Origin of the sequence: Candidatus Sphingomonas phytovorans (genome assembly GCA_029202385.1) — a bacterium.
In the GTDB taxonomy this organism is placed as follows: Bacteria; Pseudomonadota; Alphaproteobacteria; order Sphingomonadales; family Sphingomonadaceae; genus Sphingomonas; species Sphingomonas phytovorans.
Window position 1 is genome coordinate 4319185 of sequence record CP119314.1, and the last position, 22141, is coordinate 4341325.

The window sequence follows — 22141 nt, forward strand, 5'->3', positions numbered from 1 at the left end:
CGTTCCGGCGGCTGCCCCTTTCATTTCGACGACAGGGAGGCCCGATGACGCTCGATCGCCGTTCGATGATCCTGGGCGGATCGGCCGCCCTGACCGCCGCGGCGGGGGCCAGTCCGTCGCTCGCCGCCGACCGCCAGGGCGCGTCCCTGCCTATCGCCGGGAAGGGCGGCTGGGTCGATGTCCGCCAGTTCGGCGCGAGGGGTGACGGCACCACGATCGATTCGATCGCGGTCAACAAGGCGATCGACCATGCCGCCGCGCGCGGTGGCGGCACCGTGTTTTTCCCGGCAGGCACCTATGCCTGCTACACCATCCGCCTGAAGAGCCGGATCACCCTCCACCTCGACCCGGGTGCGACGATCCTCGCGGCGCCCGCGCCAGCCAGCGGCAGCGGCGGCTATGACCATGCCGAGCCGATCGGCGATCATGGCGCCTATCAGGATTTCGGCCACAGCCACTGGCGCAACAGCCTGATCTGGGGCGAGGGCCTGCACGACATCGCGATCACCGGTTCAGGCCTGATCTGGGGCAAGGGCCTTGGCCGGGGTGACGGCAAGGACAATTATCTCAGCGATCCCAACGGTCCCGGCACCGGCAACAAGGCGATCGCACTGAAATTGTGCCGCAACGTGCTGCTGCGCGATTTCCAGGTGCTCGAGGGCGGCTGGTTCGCGCTGCTCGCGACCGGGGTCGACAATCTCACCATCGACAATCTGCTGGTCGATACCAATCGCGACGGCTTCGATATCGATTGCTGCCGCGGCGTGCGCATCACCAACTGCACGATCAACTCGCCCTGGGACGATGCGATCTGCCCGAAGAGCAGCTTCGCGCTCGGTTATCCGCGCGATACCGAGGATCTGATGATCGCCAATTGCCTGGTCACCGGCAATTATGTGATCGGATCGGTCATCGACGGCACCTGGAAGAAGATGCCGGCATCCTTCGCCACCACGGTGCATGGCCGGATCAAGTTCGGCACTGAATCGAACGGCAGCTTCAAGAAGATCACGATCACCAATTGCGTGTTCGACGATAGCCAGGGCCTCGCGCTTGAGACGGTCGACGGCGCGAATTTCGAGGATGTGACGGTCACCAACGTCACGATGCGCGGCAGTTTCAGTTCGCCGATCTTCATGCGGCTGGGCCGGCGCATGCGTGGGCCGAAGGGCACGCCGATCGGCACGCTCAAGCGCGTGCTCATCAGCAACATGGTCAGTTCCGGTGCCGGCTGGCTGCCGTCGATCCTGGCCGGCATTCCCGGCCATCCGATCGAGGATGTGAAGATCAGCGACGTCTTCCTCCACCAGATCGGCGGCGCGCCGGCGGCGATGGCGGCGCTGCGCCCGCCGCTCAACGAGCTGGCTTATCCCGAGCCCAACATGTTCGGTGACGTACCCGCGACCGGATTCTTCATCCGCGACGTGCGCAATATCGAGATGAGCAATATCGAGATCGCGGTGGAGAAGGCGGACCCGCGCGCGGCCTTCTACCTCAACGACGTCGAGGAAGCCGATTTCTTCCGCCTGCGCGTACCCAAAGGGGAAAGCTTCGTGCTCGACCGGGTGACCAACTTCCGCAGCTTCGGCAGCCGGTGGTTGAAGGACAGGACGGTCGACGGGCTGGTGTCCGACCGCTTCTGAGCGCGGCGTCATATCCGATCGGCCATCGGCGGTTTGTTGATGCGTCGTCGGGGTGCGATAGAAGCGCATGCTTGGTGCCAGTCTCAGATGCGCATTGTTTCTACCGCTGCTCTATGGGTGCAGTTCACGGCTTCCGACGGCTGCCGAGTGCAAGGCGCTGACAGACCCTATGAAACCACGCTGCTCCTACAGTACGGGCAACGAAGAGTGCCTGCCCTTTTCCGAGCCCAGAAAAATGAAGGGTGTATGGATCAGGTATTCCGAACGATCCGTTTTCTTTGAGAATTCTTCCGAATTCAAAAGGTCCATGGCGAATGACGGCACGACCTGGATCACACCGTCCCGACGCCTCCTCGCCAAGACGAACGTAGAATCACGAGAGTACGATAACAGGCAGGGTGCATTTCTTGCTGAAATCATTGGAAGGTCTTCGCTCTGTCCGTCCGGATATGGGCATTTGAACAGTTATGAGAACGAGATTCTCATCGACGAGATCATCTCACAGAAGAAGATAGGCTGAAGCCAAGCGCACGAAAGCGCTCGTTGGTGAAATCAGATTGCCGTTGATCATCCCGGCCCTCCCGGGAATGCGTGATCGCCAGACCGGAAAGGGCCGGAAGCTCCCTCCCGGCCCTTCGTCGGTGCACGTCCTATCGCTGGTCTCAAGCGCGAGTCTTATCGAAAGCGAGTCAGCGCGGCCGCTGGCTCGATTGTGATCAAGCCGTCACCGCTTCCCTGATCCCCTCGCGATAGCGCGGCGCGACCTCGCGGTTTGAAAGCTTGCCGTCCATCGCCAGGCGCGCTACTTCATAGGCCTCCCACTGCCCCTCGTCAGCGAGCGGTGGAATGGTGACCGTTTCGCCGCGATCGAAGCCGAGCAGCGATGCGTCGACCAGGTCGCCGGCTTCCATCACCCATTCGGCCGGGAAGCTGTCGACGTCCTTGCCCGAGCGTTCCCAGATTTCTGTGCGGGTCGCGCCGGGCAGCACGGCCTGGACGCGCACGCCCTGCGGCTCGAGCTGCTTGGCCAGCGATTTGCTGAGGTTCAGCACAAAGGCCTTGGACCCGCTATAGACGCCGTCGAACAGTTCAGGCGTGAGCGCCAGGACCGAGGCGATGTTGATGATCCCGCCGCTCCTGCGCACAGCGAAGGCCTTGCCCGCGGCTCCTGCAAGCAGGGTCGGCGCTGTGATGTTGAGCGCGATCAGCCGCTCCACCTGGGCAACGTCGCTGTCGAGCAGGCCGCCGTTCAGCGACATGCCGGCATTGTTGACCAGCAGCGTGATCGTCGGATCGGAGACCAACCGGTCCTCCACCTTCGCCAGATCGGCGCGGTTGGTGAGGTCGGCGCGCAGCACGTCGATCGTACGGCCCGTCTCGGTGCTGAGCCTCGCGGAGAGCGCTTCCATCCGTCCGGCGTCGCGCGCGACCAGGATCAGGTCATAGCCACGATGCGCCAGGCGGTGGGCATAGACAGCCCCGAGGCCAGTCGATGCGCCGGTGATGAGGGCAGTGCCCAAGGTCGAATTCGTCATGCTGTGTCTCCAGTCTTTCCCGGCCACGGCCGAGTGACTTGCATAATGATATGAATGTCACTATCATTATGCAATGGACGCTGAAAAATATTCCAACGGACCTTGCCCCGTTGCGCGCGGGCTCTGTCATGTCGGCGATGCGTGGAGCATGCTGATCCTGCGCGATGCTGGCGGCGGCGCGACCCGCTTCGACCAGTTTCAGAAGAATCTTGGCATCGCGCCGAACATCCTGACTCGTCGGCTGGCGGCGCTAACCGAAAGCGGGCTGCTTGAACGCCGGCGCTACAGCGATCATCCGCCACGTGACGAATATCTGCTGACGGCGGCCGGGCGCGATTTCCTGCCGGTGCTGTTTGCCTTCGGTGCCTGGGGCGCCCGGCATTTCGGCGATGCGCCCGTTTCCCGCCTGGTGGAAGCCGGCAGCGGCGTGCCGGTCGAGGCGATCGTGGTCGACAAGGCGAGCGGCACAGCCTTGGCCGATCTTGACCTGCGGGTCGAGCAGCCGGGCGCCTGACCGGGAAGGCTGGTCAGGCCCGACGCTATCGGGCAGGTTTCGTCCGATGGCGATCGAAGCGCTCATTGCCCGTTACGGCCTGGCCGCGATCTTCCTCGGCGCTGGGATCGAGGGCGAGACCTGCGTCCTGGCCGGGGGTGTGCTGGCGCACCGACACCTGTTGCCTCTGTGGGGCGTCTGGCTCGCCGCGGCGGCGGGCTCGTTCGTCGCGGACCAGCTCTTCTTCGCCGGCGGCCGCTATTTCCGCGACCATCCCCGCGTCCGCGCCATGGCGGCGAAGCCGGGCTTCGCCAAGGCGTTGGTGACGCTCGAACGGCATCCAGTCCTGTTCGTGATGGGCTTCCGCTTCCTCTACGGCCTGCGCACGGTCAGTCCGATTGCGATCGGCACCTCGCACATCCATACCCGGACCTTCCTGTCGCTCAACGCGCTGGCGGCCGCGATCTGGGCGGCGTTGTTCACCGGCATCGGCTATGGCTTTGGCGGCGGGATCGAGCGGCTGTTCGGCGGCACGCTGTCAGCCGGCCGGCTCGTCCCGATCGCGGTGGTCGGCATCGTGCTGCTCCTCGGCGTCGCGCAGATCGTGCGCTGGTCGCACCATCGCTACGCCGACCGGTGCGCGCGCGCGTCGGCGCGCGTCTCGCTCAACTGATCAGCATGCCCGCCAGTGCCGCGCTCATCAGGTTCGCCAGGCTGCCCGCGATCAGCGCCCGGATGCCGAGCCTGGCGATCATCGGGCGCTGGTTCGAGGCGAGACTGCCCGTCACCGCCATCTGGATCGCGATCGACGAGAAATTGGCGAAGCCGCACAGCGCGAAGGTGATCACCGCGATGGTCCGCGGGCTGAGCGCCCCCTGCTGCGCGCCGAGCGAGATATAGGCGACGAATTCGTTGAGCACGATCTTCTGCCCGAACAGGCCACCCGCGATCTGCGCTTCGTTCCACGGCACGTTGAGCAGGTACATCACCGGAGCGAAGACATAGCCGAGCAGCCCCTGGAAGCTGAGTGTCGGATAGCCGAACCAGGCACCGATACCGCCCAGGATGCCGTTGGCCAGCGCGACGAGCGCGACGAAGGCGAGCACCATCGCCCCGACCGCGACCGCCAGCTTCACGCCGGTCTGCGCGCCCTGCGCCGCCGCCATGATGATGTTGGCCGGCTTTTCCTCGTCATGGCTCGCCTCGGCGATATGGATGATCTCCGCCTCGGGGTCGTCGCCGAGCGGAAGCTGGTCGAACGGCGCTTCCTTCACGTCTGGCATCATGATCTTGGCCATCAGGATGCCGCCGGGCGCCGCCATGAAGCTTGCCGCGAGCAGATATTCGATGCGGATTCCCATCGAGGCATAGGCGGCGAGGATGGTGCCGGCGACGCCGGCCATGCCGCTGGTCATCACCGTGAAGAGCTGGGCCGGGGTCAGGCCGGCGAGATAGGGGCGAATGACCAGGGGGGATTCACTCTGCCCGACGAAGATGTTCGCCGCGGCGCACAGCGATTCCACCTTCGACACGCCGATCACCCACTCGATTGCGCCGCCGATCCAGCGCACCACGAGCTGCATGATGCCGAGATAATAGAGGATCGAGACGAGGGCGGCGAAGAAGATGATGACGGGCAGCGCCTGGATCGCGAAATTCTTGCCCAGCGGATCGGCGGCAAGGCTGCCGAACAGGAAGCTGGTGCCGGCATTGGCGTAGCCGAGCAGGTTGGCGACGCCGGTCGACATGAATTCGAGCGCGTGCACGCCCGCGGGCACCTTGAGCACGAGGATGGCGATACCGGCCTGGAGCAGGAACGCGGCCCCGACGACGCGCGGGCGGATCGCGCGGCGGTTGCTCGACAGCGCGAAGGCAATGCCGAGGATCACCGCAATGCCCGCGATACCGATAAGGAAATGATTCATACGTGGCGCCCCGCCCTGCCAAAACTACTAGTACCGCCCCATAGGCATGCGGGGACCCACCATACAGGTCACAAGAATTTGGGCTAGTGGCGGTTTGACGTGTGCGTAAAAGGCGGTAGCGTCGCCGCGATGAACCAGACCTCTCCCGCGATCCCGCGTTCCCTCTTCGTCTATTCGATCTTCTATGGCGGCATGGTCTGCATTGCCGGCGTGCTCGGGGTAAAACAGGTCAAGCTAGGGCCCCTCGCGGTCGAGGCTGGAATCTTCGGCTTCCTGCTGCTCGTCGTCATGGGCAGCGCGGTGACCGAGCTGCACGGTCGCAAGGCAGGCGACATGCTGGTCCGCTTCGGCTTCGTGCCGCTGATCGTCTCGGCGGCGCTGATCCAGCTCGTGCTGGCGCTGCCGACCGATCCCGGTATGTATCCCCCGGCGGTCGACGCCTTTCCGATCGTGGTGGGGCAGAGCGCGCGGATGATGGTCGCCGGGCTGATCTCCTATGGCATCTCGCAGACGCTCAACATCTTCATCTTCTCGCGGCTCCGGCAGGGCACGGGCAAGCTGCTCTGGCTGCGCGGGATGATCGCCAGCATTGTCTCGCAGGTGGTCGATACGGTGCTGTTCATCTCCATCTCCTTCTATGGCGAGCGCCCGATCCTCGGGCTGATGGGCGGGCAGATGCTGGCCAAGGTCGTCCTGTCGATCGTGCTGGTGCCGTTCCTGATCACCTTCTTCGTCTGGCTCGGGCGCCGGCTGGACGCGCGCACCTGATCTCGCTTCTTTAAGAGAGGGGTAGTAGCTTTCACCGCGCCGCCTTCATGGCTATGGGGCCCGCATGACCGATCATTCCCCCGATCCCGCGCTGCTCGCCAAGGCGGAAACGCTTGTCGAGGCGCTGCCCTATATGCAGCTTCATGCCGGTGCGACCTTCGTCGTGAAATATGGCGGCCACGCCATGGGCGATCCCGAGGCGGCGCGCGATTTCGCCGAGGATGTCGTTCTGATGAAGGCGGTCGGGATCAACCCGGTCGTCGTCCATGGCGGAGGGCCGCAGATCGGCGCGATGCTGAAGCGGCTTGGGGTCGAATCGCGCTTCGTCGACGGCCTGCGCGTCACCGATGCGGAGACCGCGCGGATCGCCGAGATGGTCCTGGCCGGTTCGATCAACAAGGAAATCGTGAGCTGGATCGGCCAGGCCGGCGGCCGGGCGGTCGGCATTTCGGGCAAGGACGGCGGCTTCGTGACGGCGGAGAAGGTCGGCCGCAACATGCCGGACCGGCTGCAGGGCATCGAACGGCATGTCGATCTCGGCTTCGTCGGCGAGCCGGTGGGGGTCGACCGGCGGATCATCGATACGCTGTCCTCGGCCGGCATCATCCCCGTCGTCGCGCCGATCGCGCAGGGCACTGACGGCCAGACCTACAACATCAATGCCGACACCATGGCCGGCGCGATCGCGGCGGCGCTCGGCGCGCAACGCCTGTTCATGCTGACCGACGTGGTCGGCGTGCTCGACAAGTCGGGTGAATTGCTGACTGATCTCGATCCCGCCGCCATCGCCGATCTGCGCGCTGACGGCACGATCACCGGCGGGATGATCCCGAAGCTCGAGACCTGCGTCGCCGCGGTGGAGGGCGGGGTTGACGCGGCCGTCATCCTCGATGGCCGGGTGCCCCATGCGATGCTGCTGGAAATCTTCACCAAGCGCGGTGCGGGCACGCTCGTTCGCCGCTGAAACGGGCCTGTTCGAAACGGATGCGTTTCGCTAGGCTTGGCTTTCCACTCGACCCGGAGATCTACCTTGGCCTTTTTGATGGTCCTTCTCTCGATCGTTCAGGTACTGCTCAGCGTCGCCACATGGATCATCCTGATCCAGGCGATCCTGTCGTGGCTGATCGCGTTCAACGTGATCAACACCTATAACGAGACGGTGCGCCAGATCTGGGAAGCACTGAAAAAGATCACTGAACCCTTTTATCGTCCGATCCGGCGGATCCTGCCCGATTTCGGCGCGCTCGACCTGTCGCCTCTGGTTGTGCTGCTGATCCTCTACATCCTGTCCAACATCATCGTCCCGGCGATTGCCGTTCAGCTCCAGGCACCCCCCACGATCTGAACCGTGCCGGCATGGGTGCTTCGGCCGGACGGGATTGCGATCGCGGTGCGCGTCACGCCCAGATCCTCCCGCGACAGCCTCGCGGCCGGCACTGAGGAGCATTTCACCGCCCGGCTCGCGGCGCCGCCGGTCGATGGGGTCGCCAACGAGGCGCTGATCGCGCTTGTCGCCAGGACCTTCGGCGTACCGAAGCGCGATGTCGCGTTGACGGCGGGCGGGACGGCGCGGCTGAAACGCCTTTTCATATCGGGCGATGCCGCATCGCTGGCGGAAATCGCGGCCAGCCACTATGAGGCAGCGCCATGAGCGCTGACATCATCGACGGAAAAGCCTTTGCCCTGGCCCTGCGCGGCCGCATCGCGGACCAGGTGACGGCATTTGCCGCGGCCGCCGGCCGCCCGCCCGGTCTCGCGGTGGTGCTGGTCGGCGACGATCCGGCCTCCGCCGTCTATGTCCGCTCCAAGGGCAAGGCGGTGAAGGAGGCGGGCATGGAAGGGTTCGAACATCGCCTTCCCGCCACTGTCTCCCAGGATGATCTCCTCGCGCTGGTCGACGCGCTCAATGCCGATGTGAATGTCGACGGCATCCTGGTCCAGCTTCCGTTGCCCTCGCATATCGACGAGCGCGCGGTCACCACGCGAATCGATCCGGACAAGGATGTCGACGGCTTCCATCCGGTCAATGCCGGGCGTCTCGCGACCGGACTTGAAGGGTTCGTCCCCTGCACGCCGCTTGGCTGCGTCATGCTGCTCAGGGACCGGCTGGGCGACCTGACCGGGCTCGATGCGGTGGTGATCGGGCGGTCGAACATCGTCGGCAAGCCGATGGCGCAATTGCTGATCCGGGAAAGCTGCACCGTCACCGTCGCGCATTCGCGGACGAAGGACCTGTCGAGCATCGTTCGCCGGGCGGATATCGTCGTGGCGGCGGTCGGGCGGCCCGAGATGATCCGGGGCGAATGGATCAAGCCGGGCGCGACGGTGATCGATGTCGGCATCAACCGCACCGAGGACGGGCTGGTCGGCGATGTCGATTTCGCCGGGGCGGCCAGCGTCGCCGGGGCGATCACGCCGGTGCCGGGCGGGGTCGGGCCGATGACGATCGCCGTGCTGCTGCGCAATACGTTGCTGTCGGCGCATCGCCGGGCGCAAATTCCCTATGACAGGGATGCCTTGTGACCAGGGACGCCGCGTGATTCTCGCCCTGTCGCTCGCCGCCGCCGTGCCGCAGAGCGCCGCCGGTGCCGAGCGCGCTTTTGCCGGCGCCGCCCAGTCGGAGGGGCAATGGGCCGCGTTCCGCCGGTTCGCGACCGAGGACGCGATGATGTTCACGCCCCGGCCGGTCAAGGCACAGGCGTTCCTGAAGGATCGCAAGGATCCGCCCGCCGCGCTGATGTGGTGGGCGGCGGACAGCTATGTCTCGTGCGACGGCGCGCTGGCGGTGAATACCGGCCCATGGGCCAGGCCGAAGGGCGATGGCTTCGGTTATTTCTCCACCATATGGCAGCGCCAGCCGGACGGCGGCTGGAAATGGACGATGGACGGCGGCGACGACCTTGCCGTGCCGCGCCCGGCCGGCGACACGCCGAAGATCAGCCATGCCTCGTGCAAGGGCAGCCCGGCGACCGTCGCTGCCGTGCGCTATCGCGATGGCGAGAGCGCCGAGGGCCAGTCGGAGGACCGGACGCTCGCCTGGCGGTGGCATGTCGCACCTGACGGTGCCCGCACCTTCGACGTCTGGCTGTGGGACGGCCGCACCATGAAGCCGGTCGTGGCCGACCGGATCGCTGCCCAATGACCGCGTCTAGCCTGATCGCGCTCTACGTCTCGTCGCTGATCACTTTCTTCGTGGTGATCGATCCGCCGGGCTGCGCGCCGATTTATGCCGGCCTGTCCAAGGGGGCGTCGCCGCCGCATCGCCGCGCGATGGCGATCCGCGCGGTGCTGGTCGCCGCCGCGATCCTGTTCGTCTTCGCGCTGTTCGGCGAGGACCTCCTCCGCGCGCTCGGCATCAGCCTGGCGAGCTTCCGCATCGCGGGCGGGATCATGCTGTTCCTCATCGCGCTCGAGATGGTGTTCGAGAAACGCACCCAGCGGCGCGAGGACCGCGCTGCCAAGGTTGCCGAGACCCCCGAGGTTGAGGATGTCTCGATCTTTCCCATGGCGATGCCGATGATCGCGGGACCCGGATCGATCGCCAGCGTCATGCTGCTAATGAGCCGCAACGACGGCCTGGAAAAGTCGCTCGTCGTGCTCGCCGCGCTGGCGACGATCCTGGCGCTGACTCTGCTCGCCCTGCTGGCGGCGGGGCCGATCATGCGGGTGCTCGGCGTGAAGATCGAGGCGGTGATCACCCGCCTGCTCGGCGTGCTCCTCGCGGCGCTCGCCGTGCAGTTCGTGATCGACGGGGTGCGGATCAGCCTGCTGTAGGCGCCGGCTTCTCGTCGTAGCGGATCCGGAACAGGCGCAGCGGCGACTTCTTCGGCAGCGGGAGCTGTTCGAGCCAGCCGGGCACCTTGTTATGGGCGAGCTGGTCGTAGAAGCCGCCCGGCGCGCGCGACCGGTAGATGGTCGATTCCGCCATGTTCGGGCAGATCAGCAACAGGGTCGCGCCGTGGCGCTTCGCGATCGCGCGGAAATTCTCCGGCGTGCCCTTGAAGGCGTGCTGAACGTCGAGGATCGCGTCGCCATTGCGGTGATAGGGACCGGCGATCGCGTTGTGGTGAGTCACGGTGATCAGGCGCGGGCCGAGATCGACAAAGGTGAAGATGGTCTGCGCCGGCAATTTGTCGAGCGGGGCGAGCGCCGGAATCGTCGGGCAGCGGCCGCTGGCATTGTTGACGATCTGGACTCGCTTGCTTGGCTGGTCGATCTGAAGATATTTGATCGCAAGGCCGGAAAAGAGCCCTGACACGGTCAGGAAGGCGACGACGGTGCCGACCACGCGCACCACCAGCAGCCGGCTGTTGAGGCACCAGGGCAGGACGATCCAGCCGAGCGCGGTCGCGCCGGGGACGGCGAGAAGCTGCGCCGCGGGCGCGGCACGCGCCTGCCAGAGGAGCATCGCGGCGGCGAAGCTGCAGAACAGCAGCACCGGCACCCAGTCGCTTGCCCTCGCCGTGCCGCGCGCGCGCCAGGTGGCGAGGAGCGCGCCGATCAGGCCGATCACCGGCAGGACCACGATCGGGAAGGCGGTGCGGAACGCGTGCCGGTAGATCGGCCGCGCCTCGCGGACATTGTCGAGCCATTCGCGCGCGAGTTCGGGCGAGACCTGTTCGGGCCGCCCGAGGCATTGCGGGAACAGAAGGACGAAGCCGATGACGATCGCGGCGCCGGCTACCACGGCGAGGGCGAGGCGGACCCAGCGCTGTTCGGGGCTGAGCCGGCCGAGCAGGAACAGCAGCACGCCGGCCGCGATCATCACGCTCAGCCAGACCGGCGTCAGCGCGTCGCAGCGCAGCACCTGGTTGGCGTTGGAGGCGAACAGGGCGAAGCCGAGCGCGCTGCCGCCGGCGAGCGACAGGGCATAGACCGTCATGCGCGGCGCGTCGGCCCTGTCCCATACCCAGCGCAGCGCGATGATCGCGCCGGCCATCGCCGCATAGGGCAGCAGCTCGAGCCCGATCGTCAGCGAGACGGCGCTGGCGATGCCGACGATCGCGCCGCCCCGTGCGCCTTTCGGATCGGCCAGGCCGGCGACGGTCAGGCTCAGCATGGCGAGCTGCCAGCCATGATGATCGATCCGGTCGGGCATGAACATCAGGATGGTCGAGGTGCAGCCCGCCAGCAGGAACACCAGCGCGAGCGTCCAGGCCGTACCGCCCACCAGCCGCCGCACCGTTGCCGCGATGCCAACCATCGCGATGCTGAGCGGCAGGATCGGCGCGATACCGCAGGCAAGGCGTTCGGCTTGGGCGATGCCGACGAACGGCTTCAGGATCAGGATCAGCGCGGCGATCGGCAGGTCGACGATTCGGCTCCAGTGGATATCGAAGCCGCCCGGCGGATTGAGCTTGTACTGGCGCAGATCGTACCAGCCCTGCCCGTGCAGCAGCGCACGGACCTGGGCGAGGCGCATATTGTCGTCCGTGTCGCCAAGCGACAGCCACTGGATCGCGTTCCACCGGTCGAACAGGAACCATATCACCACCGCGAGCCAGGCAAGCAGGGTCAGCCTGAGCCAGTATCGGTCCAGTTCCCGGACGAGCGGATGGGTGGCGGCGTTTTGCAAAGGGCTTCCCTCGGTCACGTTCGCGCTCTAGTGCGGCGCGCGTAAAGGGCAAGGCACGCGTGACGGCGATATTGAGACAGATCGAGACCTGGCGGGCGAGCGGGCTGCTCGAACAGCTGATTCGATTCGGCATCGCCGGCGGAATCTCGAGCGTGATCTATTTCGCGGTCTATATGCCGCTCGCGCTCTATGTCTTCGGGGGACACCTCGCCGTGCTCGCCGTGCCGCCCGCGTTCCTGGTCGCGGTGGTCGCCGGTTTCTTCCTGCACAGCGCGTGGAGCTTCAAGGGGCACGGTACCCGTGACCAGAGCGGCCGGCAGCACGTCAAATTCTTTCTCGTGCAAAGCTTCGGCCTGCTGCTCAACGCCGCGTTCACCTGGATCATCACCGGGCCGCTGTTCCACGGGCCGGTCTGGCTGCCGATGATTCCCGTGCTCACGGTGACGCCGCTGGCGACGTTCGCGCTCAACCGCCAATGGGTGTTCGGCTAAGATGGACCGTATCGTTTACGACCGCATGGCGGCGCATGATTCCACCCACTGGTGGTACACGGCGCGGCGCGACATCCTGGCCGATTATCTGGTGCGCGAGGGCAATCTGCCGAAGAACGCGCGCATCCTGGAGATTGGCTGCGGCACCGGGCACAATCTGCCGATGCTGGCTGCTTTCGGCGCGGTCGATGCGATCGAGATCGATCCGGCCGCCCGCGAGATAGCAAGCGCGCGTCTGGGCAAGCCGGTCGGCTCCGCGCCGCTGCCGGAACTCACCGGTGTCGATCGCGGCGGCTACGACCTGATCGCCGTGCTCGACGTGGTCGAGCATATCGAGGACGATGTCGCTGCGCTGAAGGCGATGGCCGAGTGCCTGAAGCCGGGCGGCAAGATCCTGATCACCGTGCCGGCGCATCAATGGATGTGGAGCGCACACGACGTGGTGAACCACCATCATCGCCGCTATTCCAAGGCGTCGCTCGACAAGGCGATCCGCTCGGCCGGGCTCGAGCCGAGGAAGCTCGGCTATTTCAATTCGCTGCTCTTCCCGCTGGCCGCGGCGGCGCGGCTGGCCGGCCGCCTGACCGGCAAGGACGACAGCGACGATTCGCCGCCGCCGAAGATCGTCAATTCATTGTTCGAGGCGATTTTCCGCCTGGAACGTCATCTGGTCGGGCGCGTGCCGCTCTCGCCGGGCGTATCGATCATCACGCTCGCCTCGCCAGCCGGGTAACCAACGGTCCGCGTTTGATTGTCACGCGAAGGCGCGAAGACGCAAAGCTGATCAAGACCATCCACACTGCCCGGCGATAGCCCGGAATAGCTGCATATCGAAGGCCGGCGGTCGACCAGAACACGACATCTTTGCGCCTTCGCGCCTTTGCGTGAACCAATCCTGGTTTCGAGGTGCCTTACGTGGATGTCGAGGGAGCGTCGCTCCTGACGGTATCGTCAGCCGCCTCTGCCCGATAGCCAAGCGTCGCACGCCCCTGAACCGGCCCGGCGATATCGGCGACGAGATACAGCGGCCGCCGTTTCGATTCGACATAGAGCCGGCCGAGATATTCGCCGATCATGCCGAGCACGAACATCTGCACCGCGCCGAGCAGCACCACCACCAGCATGGTCGAGGTCCAGCCCTGCACCGCGCTCCCGGTCAGGAAGCCGATCGCGATATAAACGAACAGCAGCAGCGACGCGCCGGTCAGTGCCAGCCCGACATGGCTGGCGAAGCGCAACGGGGCTGTCGAGAAGCCGGTGACGGCGTCGAGCGCGAAGCGGACCATCTTGCCGAGCGGATATTTGGTCTCGCCGGCATGCCGCTCGGCCCGGTCGTAGATGAAGGGCACCTGGCGAAAGCCGATCCAGGCGACCATGCCCCGGATGAAGCGCGCCTGTTCCGGCAGCGACAGGAACGCGTCGAGCGCCCGCCGGGTCATCAGGCGGAAATCGCCGGTGTCGAGCGGGATCGGCGTGTCCGTGATCCGGTCGAGCATGCGATAGAAGATCGCTGCGGTCGCCTTCTTGAAAATGCTCTCGCCCTCGCGCTTGCGGCGCACGGCATAGACCACGTCGGCCTGCTGCTCGGCCATCGCCTTGCGCATGTCGGTCAGCAGTTCGGGCGGGTCCTGCAGATCGGCATCGATGATCAGGATCTGCTCGCCAGCGCACAGGTCGAGCCCGGCGGTCAGCGCGAGCTGATGGCCATGGTTGCGCGACAGGTTGATCGCGACGAGGTGCGGATCGGCGGCGGCGATGCGCTGCATCGTCGGCCAGCTGTCGTCGCGCGACCCGTCATTGACGAACAGGATCTCGAAGTCCTCGCCCACCGCCGCGCGCGCCGCCGCGGAGACGCGGGCATGCAGGATGTCGAGACAGGCTGCCTCGTTGTAGCAGGGGACGACGATGGAGAGCGCGGGGCGATGCATGGGCGCGCTGTTTAGCGGCAAGTCGTGCCCCCGTCATCGGGAGATTGCGCTGGATCAACCCGTAGCCGGCGAGAGCATTGCCGTGACGCGGGCCGGGGGAGATCGCCGGTGCGCCGGTTCTTCTCCCCTCCCGCTTGAGGGAGGGGCTGGGGGAGGGCCTGTCCGCGATCGCCCGGAATGTACCGGCCCATGGCTTTTATGCGACCGCCCTTCCACATGCACGCCCGGGGCCGGTTGACCGGCACCTCGGGGCGCGGGATTAACGCCGGGCACGGAGAAGTACGGGAGCTGGACGGTGGCGAAGAAAAAACTCCTGCCGAAGGATTTCGAGGCGCTGCTCGGCCAGGGCGATCTCGACCGGCTGAAAGCGGTGTTCGATGTCTGCGAGCTCAATGCGCGCGGTGGCGTGTTCAAGCAGACCGCGCTCGCCTTTGCCTCGTGCCCGGACGATCTGGCGCACTGGCTGGTTGAGCAGGGTGCGGATATTTCCGCCGGCGATACCTATGGCGAAACCCCGCTGCATTCCCGCGCGCGGAGCTGGCAGGGTCGTATCGGTGTCCTGCTTGATCTCGGTGCCGATGTGAATCGGGGCGAAGGCGGACGCGGCACACCGCTGCATGGCGCGGCGGACGCCGGCCACCTCGAGAATGTCAGGCAGCTTCTGGAGCATGGCGCGCGCGTCGATGCGCTCGACGAGGACGGTCTTACACCACTCGAATATGCGCTCCGGCGATGCAGCAATGCGCGGATCGAGCGGATGGCGCCACTTGCGGCGGTGCTGCTCGATGCCGGAGCCCGCACGACGCAGCGCATGCGGGCTTTCGTGACCCGGATCGGCACCGACTTCGAGTTTCATCGCGCCAATTTCAATCAGGACAGCCGCGATGCGGCCAGCGCCGCGCTCGATCGGCTCTATGCGCTGTTCGACGTGCCGCCGGTGCCGCGCCGGGCATTGCATGACGGCAGGTCGCCGATCGTTGCCACGGCGGATCGCTGGCAGGACCGGCACCAGCAGCTCTGGGTGTTGCTGGTGCCGTCAAGCGGCGCCGCGGCGACCGTCCAGGGCGAAGTGATCCGGATATCCGGTCGGATCGCCGACGAACTCGACGGCAACGGCGGCGCGAACTGGGATGCGCAGTATCGGGCGATGGCTGACGCATGGCTCGCGCATGTCGGTTCCGGCAAGGCGCTGCCCGGGCGCGAACTCGACAGCGCGGCGGAGGTCATCGCGGAGGTAAAGCGGCGGAGCGGGGATGCGCGGCGCCTGTGCGAGCTTGCCGTGGCATGGGTGGCGCTGAACCCCGGCCCCGTCGCGCTATCGCCACCGTCCTATGATCGCTGAGAAAGAAGAAATTTTGAGCAAGGTAATCATAAGCCTGGAGATCCGTCTGGGAATGATGACGAAAAAGAAGATGCTAAAAATGGGCGGCGCATAAGCGTCGAATAGAGGAAGAGAAAAGGAACTTCAGGATGTCTCAAGGCGGCTCGATGAACTTGAAAAGGCGGGAAGGCTATAACGTAGTGCTGTACGTGTTGAATGGGCTAATAGTTTTCACTTGCAAGGAGTAAATGTGCCGTGGGTCGCTTTCCTGGTAAAGATACTGAGGTCATGAAGGTGATCGCCGCTGCGATGGCCAGTTCGGAATCGGCGACGAGGCTTGAGGGTGCGCGATCGTTTTCTTTCCTTGGACGCGACGCGATTTCTCTGATGGACTCGGCTTTGAAATTAATACGAGATCCTAGCAGGAGTGTCAGATCTTATATTATGGACGGTGTTATTAGTTGTCCTTGCGAAATGAATTTCGATCAGACGCGTCAGGTGCTGGAGCTGGCGAACGATTCGGAAGACCTGGTGCGAGAGAAAGTGATGGTATTCATTGGGGCCGCTAATTTAGCTACCCTTGAGGGGGCAGTGAATTTGATGCCTGGCGACACGAGGCCTCTGTTCATTAAGGGCCTGAGCTATCTAGAGGGGTGCACGGGGAACATTCAGGTTTTATTTGATAATTTTATTGAGGAGAGCAGCATTGAGGCGACGTTTGCTCTTGCCAGTCTGCAGAGAATGGCGCGCGCTGGAACTCTGACAACGATACCGTCCTATGTGGGAGATTCGTATGTGGCTGGCGCGGCATTGCTCAATATCCGGCGAATCGTGGGCCGCGCTTCAAGGCAAAGACCGTCGCGAACCCTTGGCGCCTAAAATTCTACCTAAGCAGTGCATTCACGCCACGCCCGCCTATATTTGAGGTAACGAGTTTCGAACGTTGTTTGGTCAGGCGGCCTAAGCGACATCGTTCATATCCAGCCGGCTGCCGGCTGGCAGGTCGCCGATCGGGTCTCCATCGTGCCCGGTAACGATGCGGATCAGTGCCGCCGCGCGTCAGACCCGCTCCACCATGCTGACCGCATCGGCCGCTCGCAGCGCCGCGATCAGGCGGGTCAGATGGTGGAGGTCGTGCACTTCGACATCGATTGTGTTGGTGTGGAATCCGGTGTCGCGGTTGTCGAGCCGCATGTTGACGATATTGGCCTTTTGCGCGCCGATGATCGTCGCGATCACGCCAAGCGCGCCGGGTTCGTTCTTGACCTCGACGGAGACGCGGGCGGTGGCTCCCTCGGTCTTGTCGCCCCAGGCGAGGTCGACCCAGTCGGCATCGTCGCTTTCGGCCAGCCTCGGGCAGTTGATCGTGTGGACCTCGATGCCCTCGTTCGGCCGCCTCAGGCCGACGATCCGGTCGCCCGGCACTGGATGGCAGCATTCGGCGAGATCGAACGCGACGCCCGGGGTCAGTCCCTTGATCGAGATCGCGCTTGTCTGCAGCGGCATCTCGCGCGCCTTGGCGGCGCTGGCCGAGCCAGGCATCAGGGCCTCCATCACTTCCGCATCGGTGATGCGCCGCCGCGCGATGGCTTCCATCAGCGCTGCCTCGTCGGCCAGCTTCAGCCGTTTCAGCGCTGCGTCGATCGCGTCCGCGGCAAGCGGCGCGGGAAGGCGGTGGACGATCTCGTCATAGATCTTGCGCCCGAGCGATTGGGTCTCCTCGCGCTCCTTGTGGCGCAGATGGCGCCGGATCGCGGCGCGCGCCTTGCCGGTGATCGCGAAGCTCAGCCAGTTGGTCTGCGGCTCCTGCGCCTTGGAGCGAAGGATCTGCACCTGGTCGCCATTCTCGATGCTGGTCTTCAGCGGTACGACCCGGCCGTTGATCTTGGCGCCCACCGCCTGGTCGCCCAGATCGGTATGCACGGCATAGGCGAAATCGATCGGCGTCGCGCCCTTGGGCAACTGGTGCAGCTCGCCCTTGGGGGTGAAGGCGAAGATGCGGTCCTGGTACATCGCCATCCGGGTATGCTCGAGCAGCTCTTCCGGGCTTTCGGCATTGTCGAGAATCTCGACCAGGTCGCGGATCCAGGTCACCTGGGTCTCGGGACGGACCTTGTCCTGCTTGTACGCCCAGTGCGCGGCGAGGCCCAGTTCGGCCTCCTCGTGCATCTCCGCGGTGCGAATCTGCACCTCGACCCGGGTATTGTCGGCATGGATCACGCTGGTGTGGAGCGAGCGATAGCCGTTGCGCTTGGGGGTGGAGATATAATCCTTGAACCGCCCCGGCACCATCGGCCAGCGGCGGTGGATCACGCCAAGCGTCTGGTAACAGGCTTCCTCGCTCGGCACGATCGCGCGGAACGCCATGATGTCCGAAAGCTGCTCGAAGCTGATGTGCCGTTCGGCCATCTTCTTCCAGATCGAATAGGGATGCTTCTCGCGGCCCGAAATATCGGCGTCGATGCCGTGGCGGGAGAGAAGCAGCTTCAGGCCCGACCCGATCTTAGCGATCCGGTCCCCGCCGCCCTCCTTAAGCTGGAGCAGGCGCTTGTTGATCGAATCATAGGCCTCGGGCTCGAGCTCCTTGAAGGCGAGCGTCTGCATCTCCTTCATGAACTCGTACATGCCGATCCGCTCGGCGAGCGGGGCGTAGATGTCCATCGTCTCGCGCGCGATGCGGCGGCGCTTGTCGGGATTGGGGATGTAGTGAAGCGTCCGCATATTGTGCAGGCGGTCGGCCAGCTTGACCAGCAGCACGCGGATATCATCCGACATGGCGAGCAGGAACTTGCGGAGATTCTCCGCCGCGCGCTCATTCTCGGTCTGGGCTTCGATCTTGGAAAGCTTGGTCACGCCGTCGACCAGCCGGGCAACGGCGGGGCCGAACAGCTTCTCGATCTCCTCGATCGTGGCGACGGTGTCTTCCACCGTGTCGTGCAGGATCGCGGTGGCGATCGTCTCGTCGTCGAGATGCAGCTCGGTCAGGATGCCGGCCACCTCGATCGGGTGGCTGAAATAGGGGTCGCCCGAGGCGCGCTTCTGGGTGCCGTGGGCGTTGACGGAGAAGACATAGGCGCGGTTGAGCAGCGCCTCGTCGGCTTGCGGGTCATAGTCGAGGACCCGGTCTACAAGTTCATATTGGCGCAGCACGCCTTAAGATGGGGCCGCGATGTATTGCTTTGCAACAAAAAGCTGGCCGCGGTCGTGAAACCGCGGCCGGCAGGGGGAGATCACTTCGCGCGGGCGTTGCACTTGGCGAGGGCGTCGGCATCGAATGCCTGGCCGCCGGCGGTGAACGCGCTCAGCGCGCCGGCGCGCTGAACGATCATCTGGCATACGATGTTGTCACGCGCTGGCGCCTTGTTGGCGGTGAACGCGGTGTCGCGCCACTTCCACATGAGATTGCTGGTGATGAAGCTCGTCTTCGTCGGTTGCGCGACGGGAGTTGCAGTGTAGTAGCCATCGAGGCCCTGCGCGCTGCTTGCGACGGGCGCGAGCATCATGACGGAAGCGGCGAGCGCGGCGGCGATCGAAAGAACGCGGGTCATTGTTTGTCCTCCTTGAAACCAGTTGCGAAACAATACCTAGTGTATTAAGTCTTAGGTTGCAACTGAAAACTTATATGGCATTTCCATGACGGGCGAATTGCGATACGCTCCATGGGTCGAGAGGACTGAGATGGGCGGACATATCCGTGAGAAGCTGAGCGAATGCAGTTTGCCTGCCGCGCTCGAGGCGATGGGCGAACGCTGGAGCTTCATGATCCTGCGGGCCGCGTTCAACGGCCTCCATCATTTCGAGGAGTTCCAGTCGGAACTCGGCATCGCGCGCAACATCCTGGCCAACCGGCTCGCCCGGCTGGTCGAGCATGGCATCCTGACCCGCGAGGCGATGCCCGAGGATCGCCGCAAGATCGAATATCGCCTGACCGAGAAGGGCGCGGCCCTGCTGCCGACGATGATCGCGCTACGCCAGTGGGGCGAGCGCTGGGAAACCGGCATGCCGGCGACCCCGGTGCTGGTCGACGCGCGCGACATGCGGCCGATCGGCCCGATCGAGGTGCGCGCCTGGGATGGGCGGGTGCTGACCAAGCACGACCTGCTCTGGGCGCTGGCCGAGGATGTCGTCCACGAGCCCGAGATGCGGGCGGCCGAGTAGGTCAGCCGGGCAGCGTTTCCAGATAGGCGCGGATCGCCGGATCGATCGGGACCGGTTTTCCCGTCGGCAGGTGGACGTTGACGACCACCATGTCGATCACGGTGTGCAGGTCGCCGGTCTGCGCATGGCATAGCTCGAATCGCTGGGTCATGCTCGAATTGCCGATTCGCCCGATCCGCACGAAGGCGTCCAGCGTATCGCCGAACACGAACGGCTTCAGATAGTCGATCTCGGTGCGGCGGACATGGAATTCGGTTTCGGTCCAGACCGGGCCGAGCGCCGCGCCGATGCCGGTCCAGTCCCAGAACTCGGTCGCCGCGACATCGGCATATTCGAGATAGCGCGAATTGAAGACGACCTTCTGCCCGTCGATCTCGGCATAGCGGACCTTGAGGCTGGTGGAAAAGGCAAAGCCGGGACGGATCATATGGCGGCGATGGCCTGCGCCGGGCGCGCCGTCAATCCGGCGTGCCGATAGCGGTCAGGCCGCGGCGAGCTCGATCCGGTTGCGGCCGGCCGCCTTGGCGGCATAGAGCGCGTTGTCGGCTGCACGGAAGGCATCGTCGATGCTGCTCCCCGGAGTCAGGGCTTCAAGCCCCATGCTTGCGGTGATGCGCAATGCGGGTTCGATTCCAGGCACCGGTCGTTCGGCAAGCGTCCGGCGCAGGCGCTCGCACACGATGCCCGCGTCGACGACCGCAAGTCCGGCGAGCAGGATGCCGAACTCCTCGCCGCCGATCCGCCCGACCGAATCGACCGGGCGCAGATTCTCGCGCAACAGGTCCGCCAGCATCAGCAACGCCGCATCGCCGGCGGCATGGCCATGGTCGTCGTTGACCCGCTTGAAATGGTCGAGGTCGAGCAAGGCGAGGGTGGATGGCCGGTCCGGCCGCAGATGGGGCATCGCCTCCTTCACCTGCCGGCGGAAGGCCCCGCGGTTGAGCAGGCCGGTCAGCGGATCGGTATTGGCGGCGCGGAGAAGCTCGTCCTCGCGCATCTTGCGGCCGTCGAGATCGCGGATCACGCTGAACACCGCGGTGATCCGGCCGGATTCGTCGCGGACCGACCGCATGTTGGATTCGAACCAGGCGATTTCCCCGGTCGCCTTGGTCGCGCGATATTCGACCGTGAACACCCGCTCCGGCGCGCCCAGGGCCTCGACATGCACGGCGCTGACCCTCTCGCGGTCCTCGGGGTGGACGAGGATCGCGGCATTCAGGCCGATGATATTTCCAGGCTCGAAATAGCCCAGCTCGCGGACGGCCGGCGAGATGAAGCGGATCGTGCCGTCGGGTTCCAGCGTCATCATGATGTCGGTCGCGTTCTCCGCCATCAGCCGGTAACGGGTCTCGTTCTCGCGCAGCGCCGCCATCAGCCGGTCGCGCTGGACCAGCGCGGCGGCGACGGGCAGCGCCGTCACGAACAGCACGACCAGGTAGAACTGGAAGAATTGCAGCCGGCCCGCCTGGTCGACATGCATCAGTGCCATCGGCCCATGGCCGTTGGTGGTCAGAACGCCCCCGATGAGCGCGACGATCAGGATGCCGACCGCCGCACCGAATCGCTGGAACGCGAACGTGCCGATCAGCAGCGGCACGATCGGCAGGAACAGCAGCGGCAGCATGCTCTGGTAGAAGACGAGGAACGTGACGGCGGAAAGCAGCGCGATCGCGCCGACCGCCTTGGGCGTGCCGCGCCGCGCGTGGAAAAGCGGCCAGTCGATATCGCGGCGGGTGACCTGCATCGCGAGCGGCGCCGCGATCAGCGTGCCGACGCCGTGGCCGACGATCCAGTCGAACAGCGCCGGCAGGAAGCCGATCGGCAGCAGCCGGCTCGCCATCCATGCGCCGGGCAGGCCGCTCGCGGTCGGCGCGAGAATCCCCGCCGCCAGCACGAACAACGCGATCGAGCGGGAATGCTCGAGCTGAGTCCGGTCGACGCCCCAGCGCCTGAGCAGCAACGCCGCCAGCGCCCCCTCGCCGGCATTGACGAGCGCGAAGGGCGGCGCAGCGGCGGGAATCGGCGAGAACAGCAGCGAAGCGGTCCAGGTCCCAAGGACTGCCGCGGCCAGGATCGGGGCCCATCGCCGCACCGGGGTGATGCACAGCGCGGCGATCAGCGGCGCATTCGCAAGCCACAACAGGGCGATGCCGTCGCTCAGGCGCGTGAGCAGGATCGCGCCCGAGGCGAGCGCGAAATAGCTCAGTCCGACGACGATGATCGCGACCGGAGAAGGCGCGGCGGGGGAAACGCGACCCATCTCTCCACCATAGGCTCAAAGCCTTAAGCGCAGGTTAGGGCAGA

The 22141-nt window shown here is 65.3% G+C and carries 23 protein-coding genes; 15 read left to right on the forward strand and 8 right to left on the reverse strand.

The features are described from left to right. The first annotated feature begins 44 nt into the window (after nucleotides 1-44). Complete coding sequence (locus tag P0Y59_19915) at nucleotides 45-1643, forward strand: glycoside hydrolase family 28 protein (GenBank protein ID WEJ99182.1); 1599 nt, start codon at nucleotides 45-47, stop codon at nucleotides 1641-1643. Between the two features lie 716 nt (nucleotides 1644-2359). Here the strand turns inward: P0Y59_19915 and P0Y59_19920 are convergent. Beyond that, a complete protein-coding gene (locus tag P0Y59_19920; protein WEJ99183.1) occupies nucleotides 2360-3178 on the reverse strand; it encodes an SDR family oxidoreductase in 819 nt (272 codons plus the stop codon). Nucleotides 3179-3251: 73 nt separating this feature from the next. Between P0Y59_19920 and P0Y59_19925 the strand changes: the two genes are divergently transcribed. Further along, nucleotides 3252-3692, forward strand: coding sequence for a helix-turn-helix domain-containing protein (locus P0Y59_19925; GenBank protein WEJ99184.1), 441 nt, complete (start codon nucleotides 3252-3254; stop codon nucleotides 3690-3692). A 46-nt stretch (nucleotides 3693-3738) separates the two neighbouring features. After that, on the forward strand, nucleotides 3739-4344 hold the full coding sequence (locus tag P0Y59_19930) for a VTT domain-containing protein (GenBank protein ID WEJ99185.1): 606 nt from the start codon (nucleotides 3739-3741) through the stop codon (nucleotides 4342-4344). Here the strand turns inward: P0Y59_19930 and P0Y59_19935 are convergent. After that, the gene (locus P0Y59_19935) at nucleotides 4337-5596 is read right to left on the reverse strand and encodes a NupC/NupG family nucleoside CNT transporter (GenBank protein WEJ99186.1); all 1260 of its coding nucleotides are present in this window, start codon (nucleotides 5594-5596) and stop codon (nucleotides 4337-4339) included. The genes P0Y59_19930 and P0Y59_19935 overlap by 8 nt on opposite strands. Nucleotides 5597-5725: 129 nt before the next feature. Here P0Y59_19935 and P0Y59_19940 point away from each other — a divergent pair, with 129 nt between their 5' ends. The 7 genes from P0Y59_19940 to P0Y59_19970 all read left to right on the forward strand — a co-directional run bounded on the left by P0Y59_19940 (nucleotide 5726) and on the right by P0Y59_19970 (nucleotide 10138). Beyond that, nucleotides 5726-6364 (forward strand): queuosine precursor transporter, encoded by a 639-nt coding sequence (locus P0Y59_19940; GenBank protein WEJ99187.1) that lies wholly within the window; start codon nucleotides 5726-5728, stop codon nucleotides 6362-6364. A gap of 64 nt (nucleotides 6365-6428) precedes the next feature. Next, entirely contained in the window at nucleotides 6429-7328 is a 900-nt protein-coding gene (argB, locus tag P0Y59_19945) for an acetylglutamate kinase (GenBank protein WEJ99188.1), read from the forward strand. 75 nt (nucleotides 7329-7403) lie between these two features. Then, nucleotides 7404-7709 (forward strand): YggT family protein, encoded by a 306-nt coding sequence (locus P0Y59_19950; GenBank protein ID WEK02629.1) that lies wholly within the window; start codon nucleotides 7404-7406, stop codon nucleotides 7707-7709. Nucleotides 7710-7712: 3 nt separating this feature from the next. Next, nucleotides 7713-8015, forward strand: coding sequence for a DUF167 family protein (locus P0Y59_19955; protein WEJ99189.1), 303 nt, complete (start codon nucleotides 7713-7715; stop codon nucleotides 8013-8015). After that, entirely contained in the window at nucleotides 8012-8887 is an 876-nt protein-coding gene (gene folD, locus P0Y59_19960; GenBank protein WEJ99190.1) for a bifunctional methylenetetrahydrofolate dehydrogenase/methenyltetrahydrofolate cyclohydrolase FolD, read from the forward strand. Before P0Y59_19955 ends, folD begins: the two co-directional genes overlap by 4 nt. Before the next feature lie 13 nt (nucleotides 8888-8900). Continuing rightward, the gene (locus P0Y59_19965) at nucleotides 8901-9506 is read left to right on the forward strand and encodes a hypothetical protein (protein WEJ99191.1); all 606 of its coding nucleotides are present in this window, start codon (nucleotides 8901-8903) and stop codon (nucleotides 9504-9506) included. A gap of 11 nt (nucleotides 9507-9517) precedes the next feature. Next, entirely contained in the window at nucleotides 9518-10138 is a 621-nt protein-coding gene (locus P0Y59_19970; GenBank protein WEK02630.1) for a MarC family protein, read from the forward strand. Here P0Y59_19970 and P0Y59_19975 read toward each other — a convergent pair. Beyond that, a complete protein-coding gene (locus tag P0Y59_19975; GenBank protein WEJ99192.1) occupies nucleotides 10125-11957 on the reverse strand; it encodes an AcrB/AcrD/AcrF family protein in 1833 nt (610 codons plus the stop codon). The genes P0Y59_19970 and P0Y59_19975 overlap by 14 nt on opposite strands. 41 nt (nucleotides 11958-11998) lie before the next feature. On the opposite strand from P0Y59_19975, the gene P0Y59_19980 reads away from it, so the two are divergent. After that, entirely contained in the window at nucleotides 11999-12430 is a 432-nt protein-coding gene (locus tag P0Y59_19980) for a GtrA family protein (GenBank protein ID WEJ99193.1), read from the forward strand. Between the two features lies 1 nt (nucleotide 12431). Continuing rightward, nucleotides 12432-13163 (forward strand): class I SAM-dependent methyltransferase, encoded by a 732-nt coding sequence (locus P0Y59_19985; protein ID WEJ99194.1) that lies wholly within the window; start codon nucleotides 12432-12434, stop codon nucleotides 13161-13163. Between the two features lie 178 nt (nucleotides 13164-13341). Here the strand turns inward: P0Y59_19985 and P0Y59_19990 are convergent, their stop codons facing one another. Then, a complete protein-coding gene (locus P0Y59_19990; protein WEJ99195.1) occupies nucleotides 13342-14358 on the reverse strand; it encodes a glycosyltransferase family 2 protein in 1017 nt (338 codons plus the stop codon). A gap of 295 nt (nucleotides 14359-14653) precedes the next feature. Here P0Y59_19990 and P0Y59_19995 point away from each other — a divergent pair, with 295 nt between their 5' ends. Both P0Y59_19995 and P0Y59_20000 read left to right on the forward strand, forming a co-directional pair. Continuing rightward, nucleotides 14654-15700 (forward strand): ankyrin repeat domain-containing protein, encoded by a 1047-nt coding sequence (locus P0Y59_19995; GenBank protein WEJ99196.1) that lies wholly within the window; start codon nucleotides 14654-14656, stop codon nucleotides 15698-15700. Between the two features lie 267 nt (nucleotides 15701-15967). Beyond that, nucleotides 15968-16558: a hypothetical protein gene (locus tag P0Y59_20000; GenBank protein ID WEJ99197.1), complete on the forward strand. Its 591-nt coding sequence runs from the start codon at nucleotides 15968-15970 to the stop codon at nucleotides 16556-16558. Nucleotides 16559-16738: 180 nt separating this feature from the next. Here the strand turns inward: P0Y59_20000 and P0Y59_20005 are convergent, their stop codons facing one another. Both P0Y59_20005 and P0Y59_20010 read right to left on the reverse strand, forming a co-directional pair. Continuing rightward, nucleotides 16739-18829, reverse strand: coding sequence for a bifunctional (p)ppGpp synthetase/guanosine-3',5'-bis(diphosphate) 3'-pyrophosphohydrolase (locus tag P0Y59_20005; GenBank protein ID WEJ99198.1), 2091 nt, complete (start codon nucleotides 18827-18829; stop codon nucleotides 16739-16741). Between the two features lie 80 nt (nucleotides 18830-18909). Then, complete coding sequence (locus tag P0Y59_20010) at nucleotides 18910-19227, reverse strand: hypothetical protein (protein ID WEJ99199.1); 318 nt, start codon at nucleotides 19225-19227, stop codon at nucleotides 18910-18912. A gap of 130 nt (nucleotides 19228-19357) precedes the next feature. On the opposite strand from P0Y59_20010, the gene P0Y59_20015 reads away from it, so the two are divergent. Further along, the gene (locus tag P0Y59_20015; protein ID WEJ99200.1) at nucleotides 19358-19837 is read left to right on the forward strand and encodes a helix-turn-helix domain-containing protein; all 480 of its coding nucleotides are present in this window, start codon (nucleotides 19358-19360) and stop codon (nucleotides 19835-19837) included. A gap of 1 nt (nucleotide 19838) precedes the next feature. On the opposite strand, the gene P0Y59_20020 is transcribed toward P0Y59_20015, so the two are convergent. Both P0Y59_20020 and P0Y59_20025 read right to left on the reverse strand, forming a co-directional pair. After that, nucleotides 19839-20264 (reverse strand): thioesterase family protein, encoded by a 426-nt coding sequence (locus P0Y59_20020; protein ID WEJ99201.1) that lies wholly within the window; start codon nucleotides 20262-20264, stop codon nucleotides 19839-19841. 54 nt (nucleotides 20265-20318) lie between these two features. Beyond that, nucleotides 20319-22097, reverse strand: coding sequence for a diguanylate cyclase (locus tag P0Y59_20025; protein WEJ99202.1), 1779 nt, complete (start codon nucleotides 22095-22097; stop codon nucleotides 20319-20321). Between the last annotated feature and the right edge of the window lie 44 nt (nucleotides 22098-22141).

Excerpts from the sequence above, each read along its gene's own strand:
- P0Y59_19915 (WEJ99182.1), top strand. The coding sequence starts at position 45 with ATGACGCTCGATCGCCGTTCGATGATCCTGGGCGGATCGGCCGCCCTG.
- P0Y59_19920 (WEJ99183.1), bottom strand. The coding sequence starts at position 3,178 with ATGACGAATTCGACCTTGGGCACTGCCCTCATCACCGGCGCATCGACT.
- P0Y59_19925 (WEJ99184.1), top strand. The coding sequence starts at position 3,252 with ATGGACGCTGAAAAATATTCCAACGGACCTTGCCCCGTTGCGCGCGGG.
- P0Y59_19930 (WEJ99185.1), top strand. The coding sequence starts at position 3,739 with ATGGCGATCGAAGCGCTCATTGCCCGTTACGGCCTGGCCGCGATCTTC.
- P0Y59_19935 (WEJ99186.1), bottom strand. The coding sequence starts at position 5,596 with ATGAATCATTTCCTTATCGGTATCGCGGGCATTGCGGTGATCCTCGGC.
- P0Y59_19940 (WEJ99187.1), top strand. The coding sequence starts at position 5,726 with ATGAACCAGACCTCTCCCGCGATCCCGCGTTCCCTCTTCGTCTATTCG.
- argB (WEJ99188.1), top strand. The coding sequence starts at position 6,429 with ATGACCGATCATTCCCCCGATCCCGCGCTGCTCGCCAAGGCGGAAACG.
- folD (WEJ99190.1), top strand. The coding sequence starts at position 8,012 with ATGAGCGCTGACATCATCGACGGAAAAGCCTTTGCCCTGGCCCTGCGC.
- P0Y59_19985 (WEJ99194.1), top strand. The coding sequence starts at position 12,432 with ATGGACCGTATCGTTTACGACCGCATGGCGGCGCATGATTCCACCCAC.
- P0Y59_19990 (WEJ99195.1), bottom strand. The coding sequence starts at position 14,358 with ATGCATCGCCCCGCGCTCTCCATCGTCGTCCCCTGCTACAACGAGGCA.
- P0Y59_20000 (WEJ99197.1), top strand. The coding sequence starts at position 15,968 with ATGAAGGTGATCGCCGCTGCGATGGCCAGTTCGGAATCGGCGACGAGG.
- P0Y59_20010 (WEJ99199.1), bottom strand. The coding sequence starts at position 19,227 with ATGACCCGCGTTCTTTCGATCGCCGCCGCGCTCGCCGCTTCCGTCATG.
- P0Y59_20015 (WEJ99200.1), top strand. The coding sequence starts at position 19,358 with ATGGGCGGACATATCCGTGAGAAGCTGAGCGAATGCAGTTTGCCTGCC.
- P0Y59_20020 (WEJ99201.1), bottom strand. The coding sequence starts at position 20,264 with ATGATCCGTCCCGGCTTTGCCTTTTCCACCAGCCTCAAGGTCCGCTAT.
- P0Y59_20025 (WEJ99202.1), bottom strand. The coding sequence starts at position 22,097 with ATGGGTCGCGTTTCCCCCGCCGCGCCTTCTCCGGTCGCGATCATCGTC.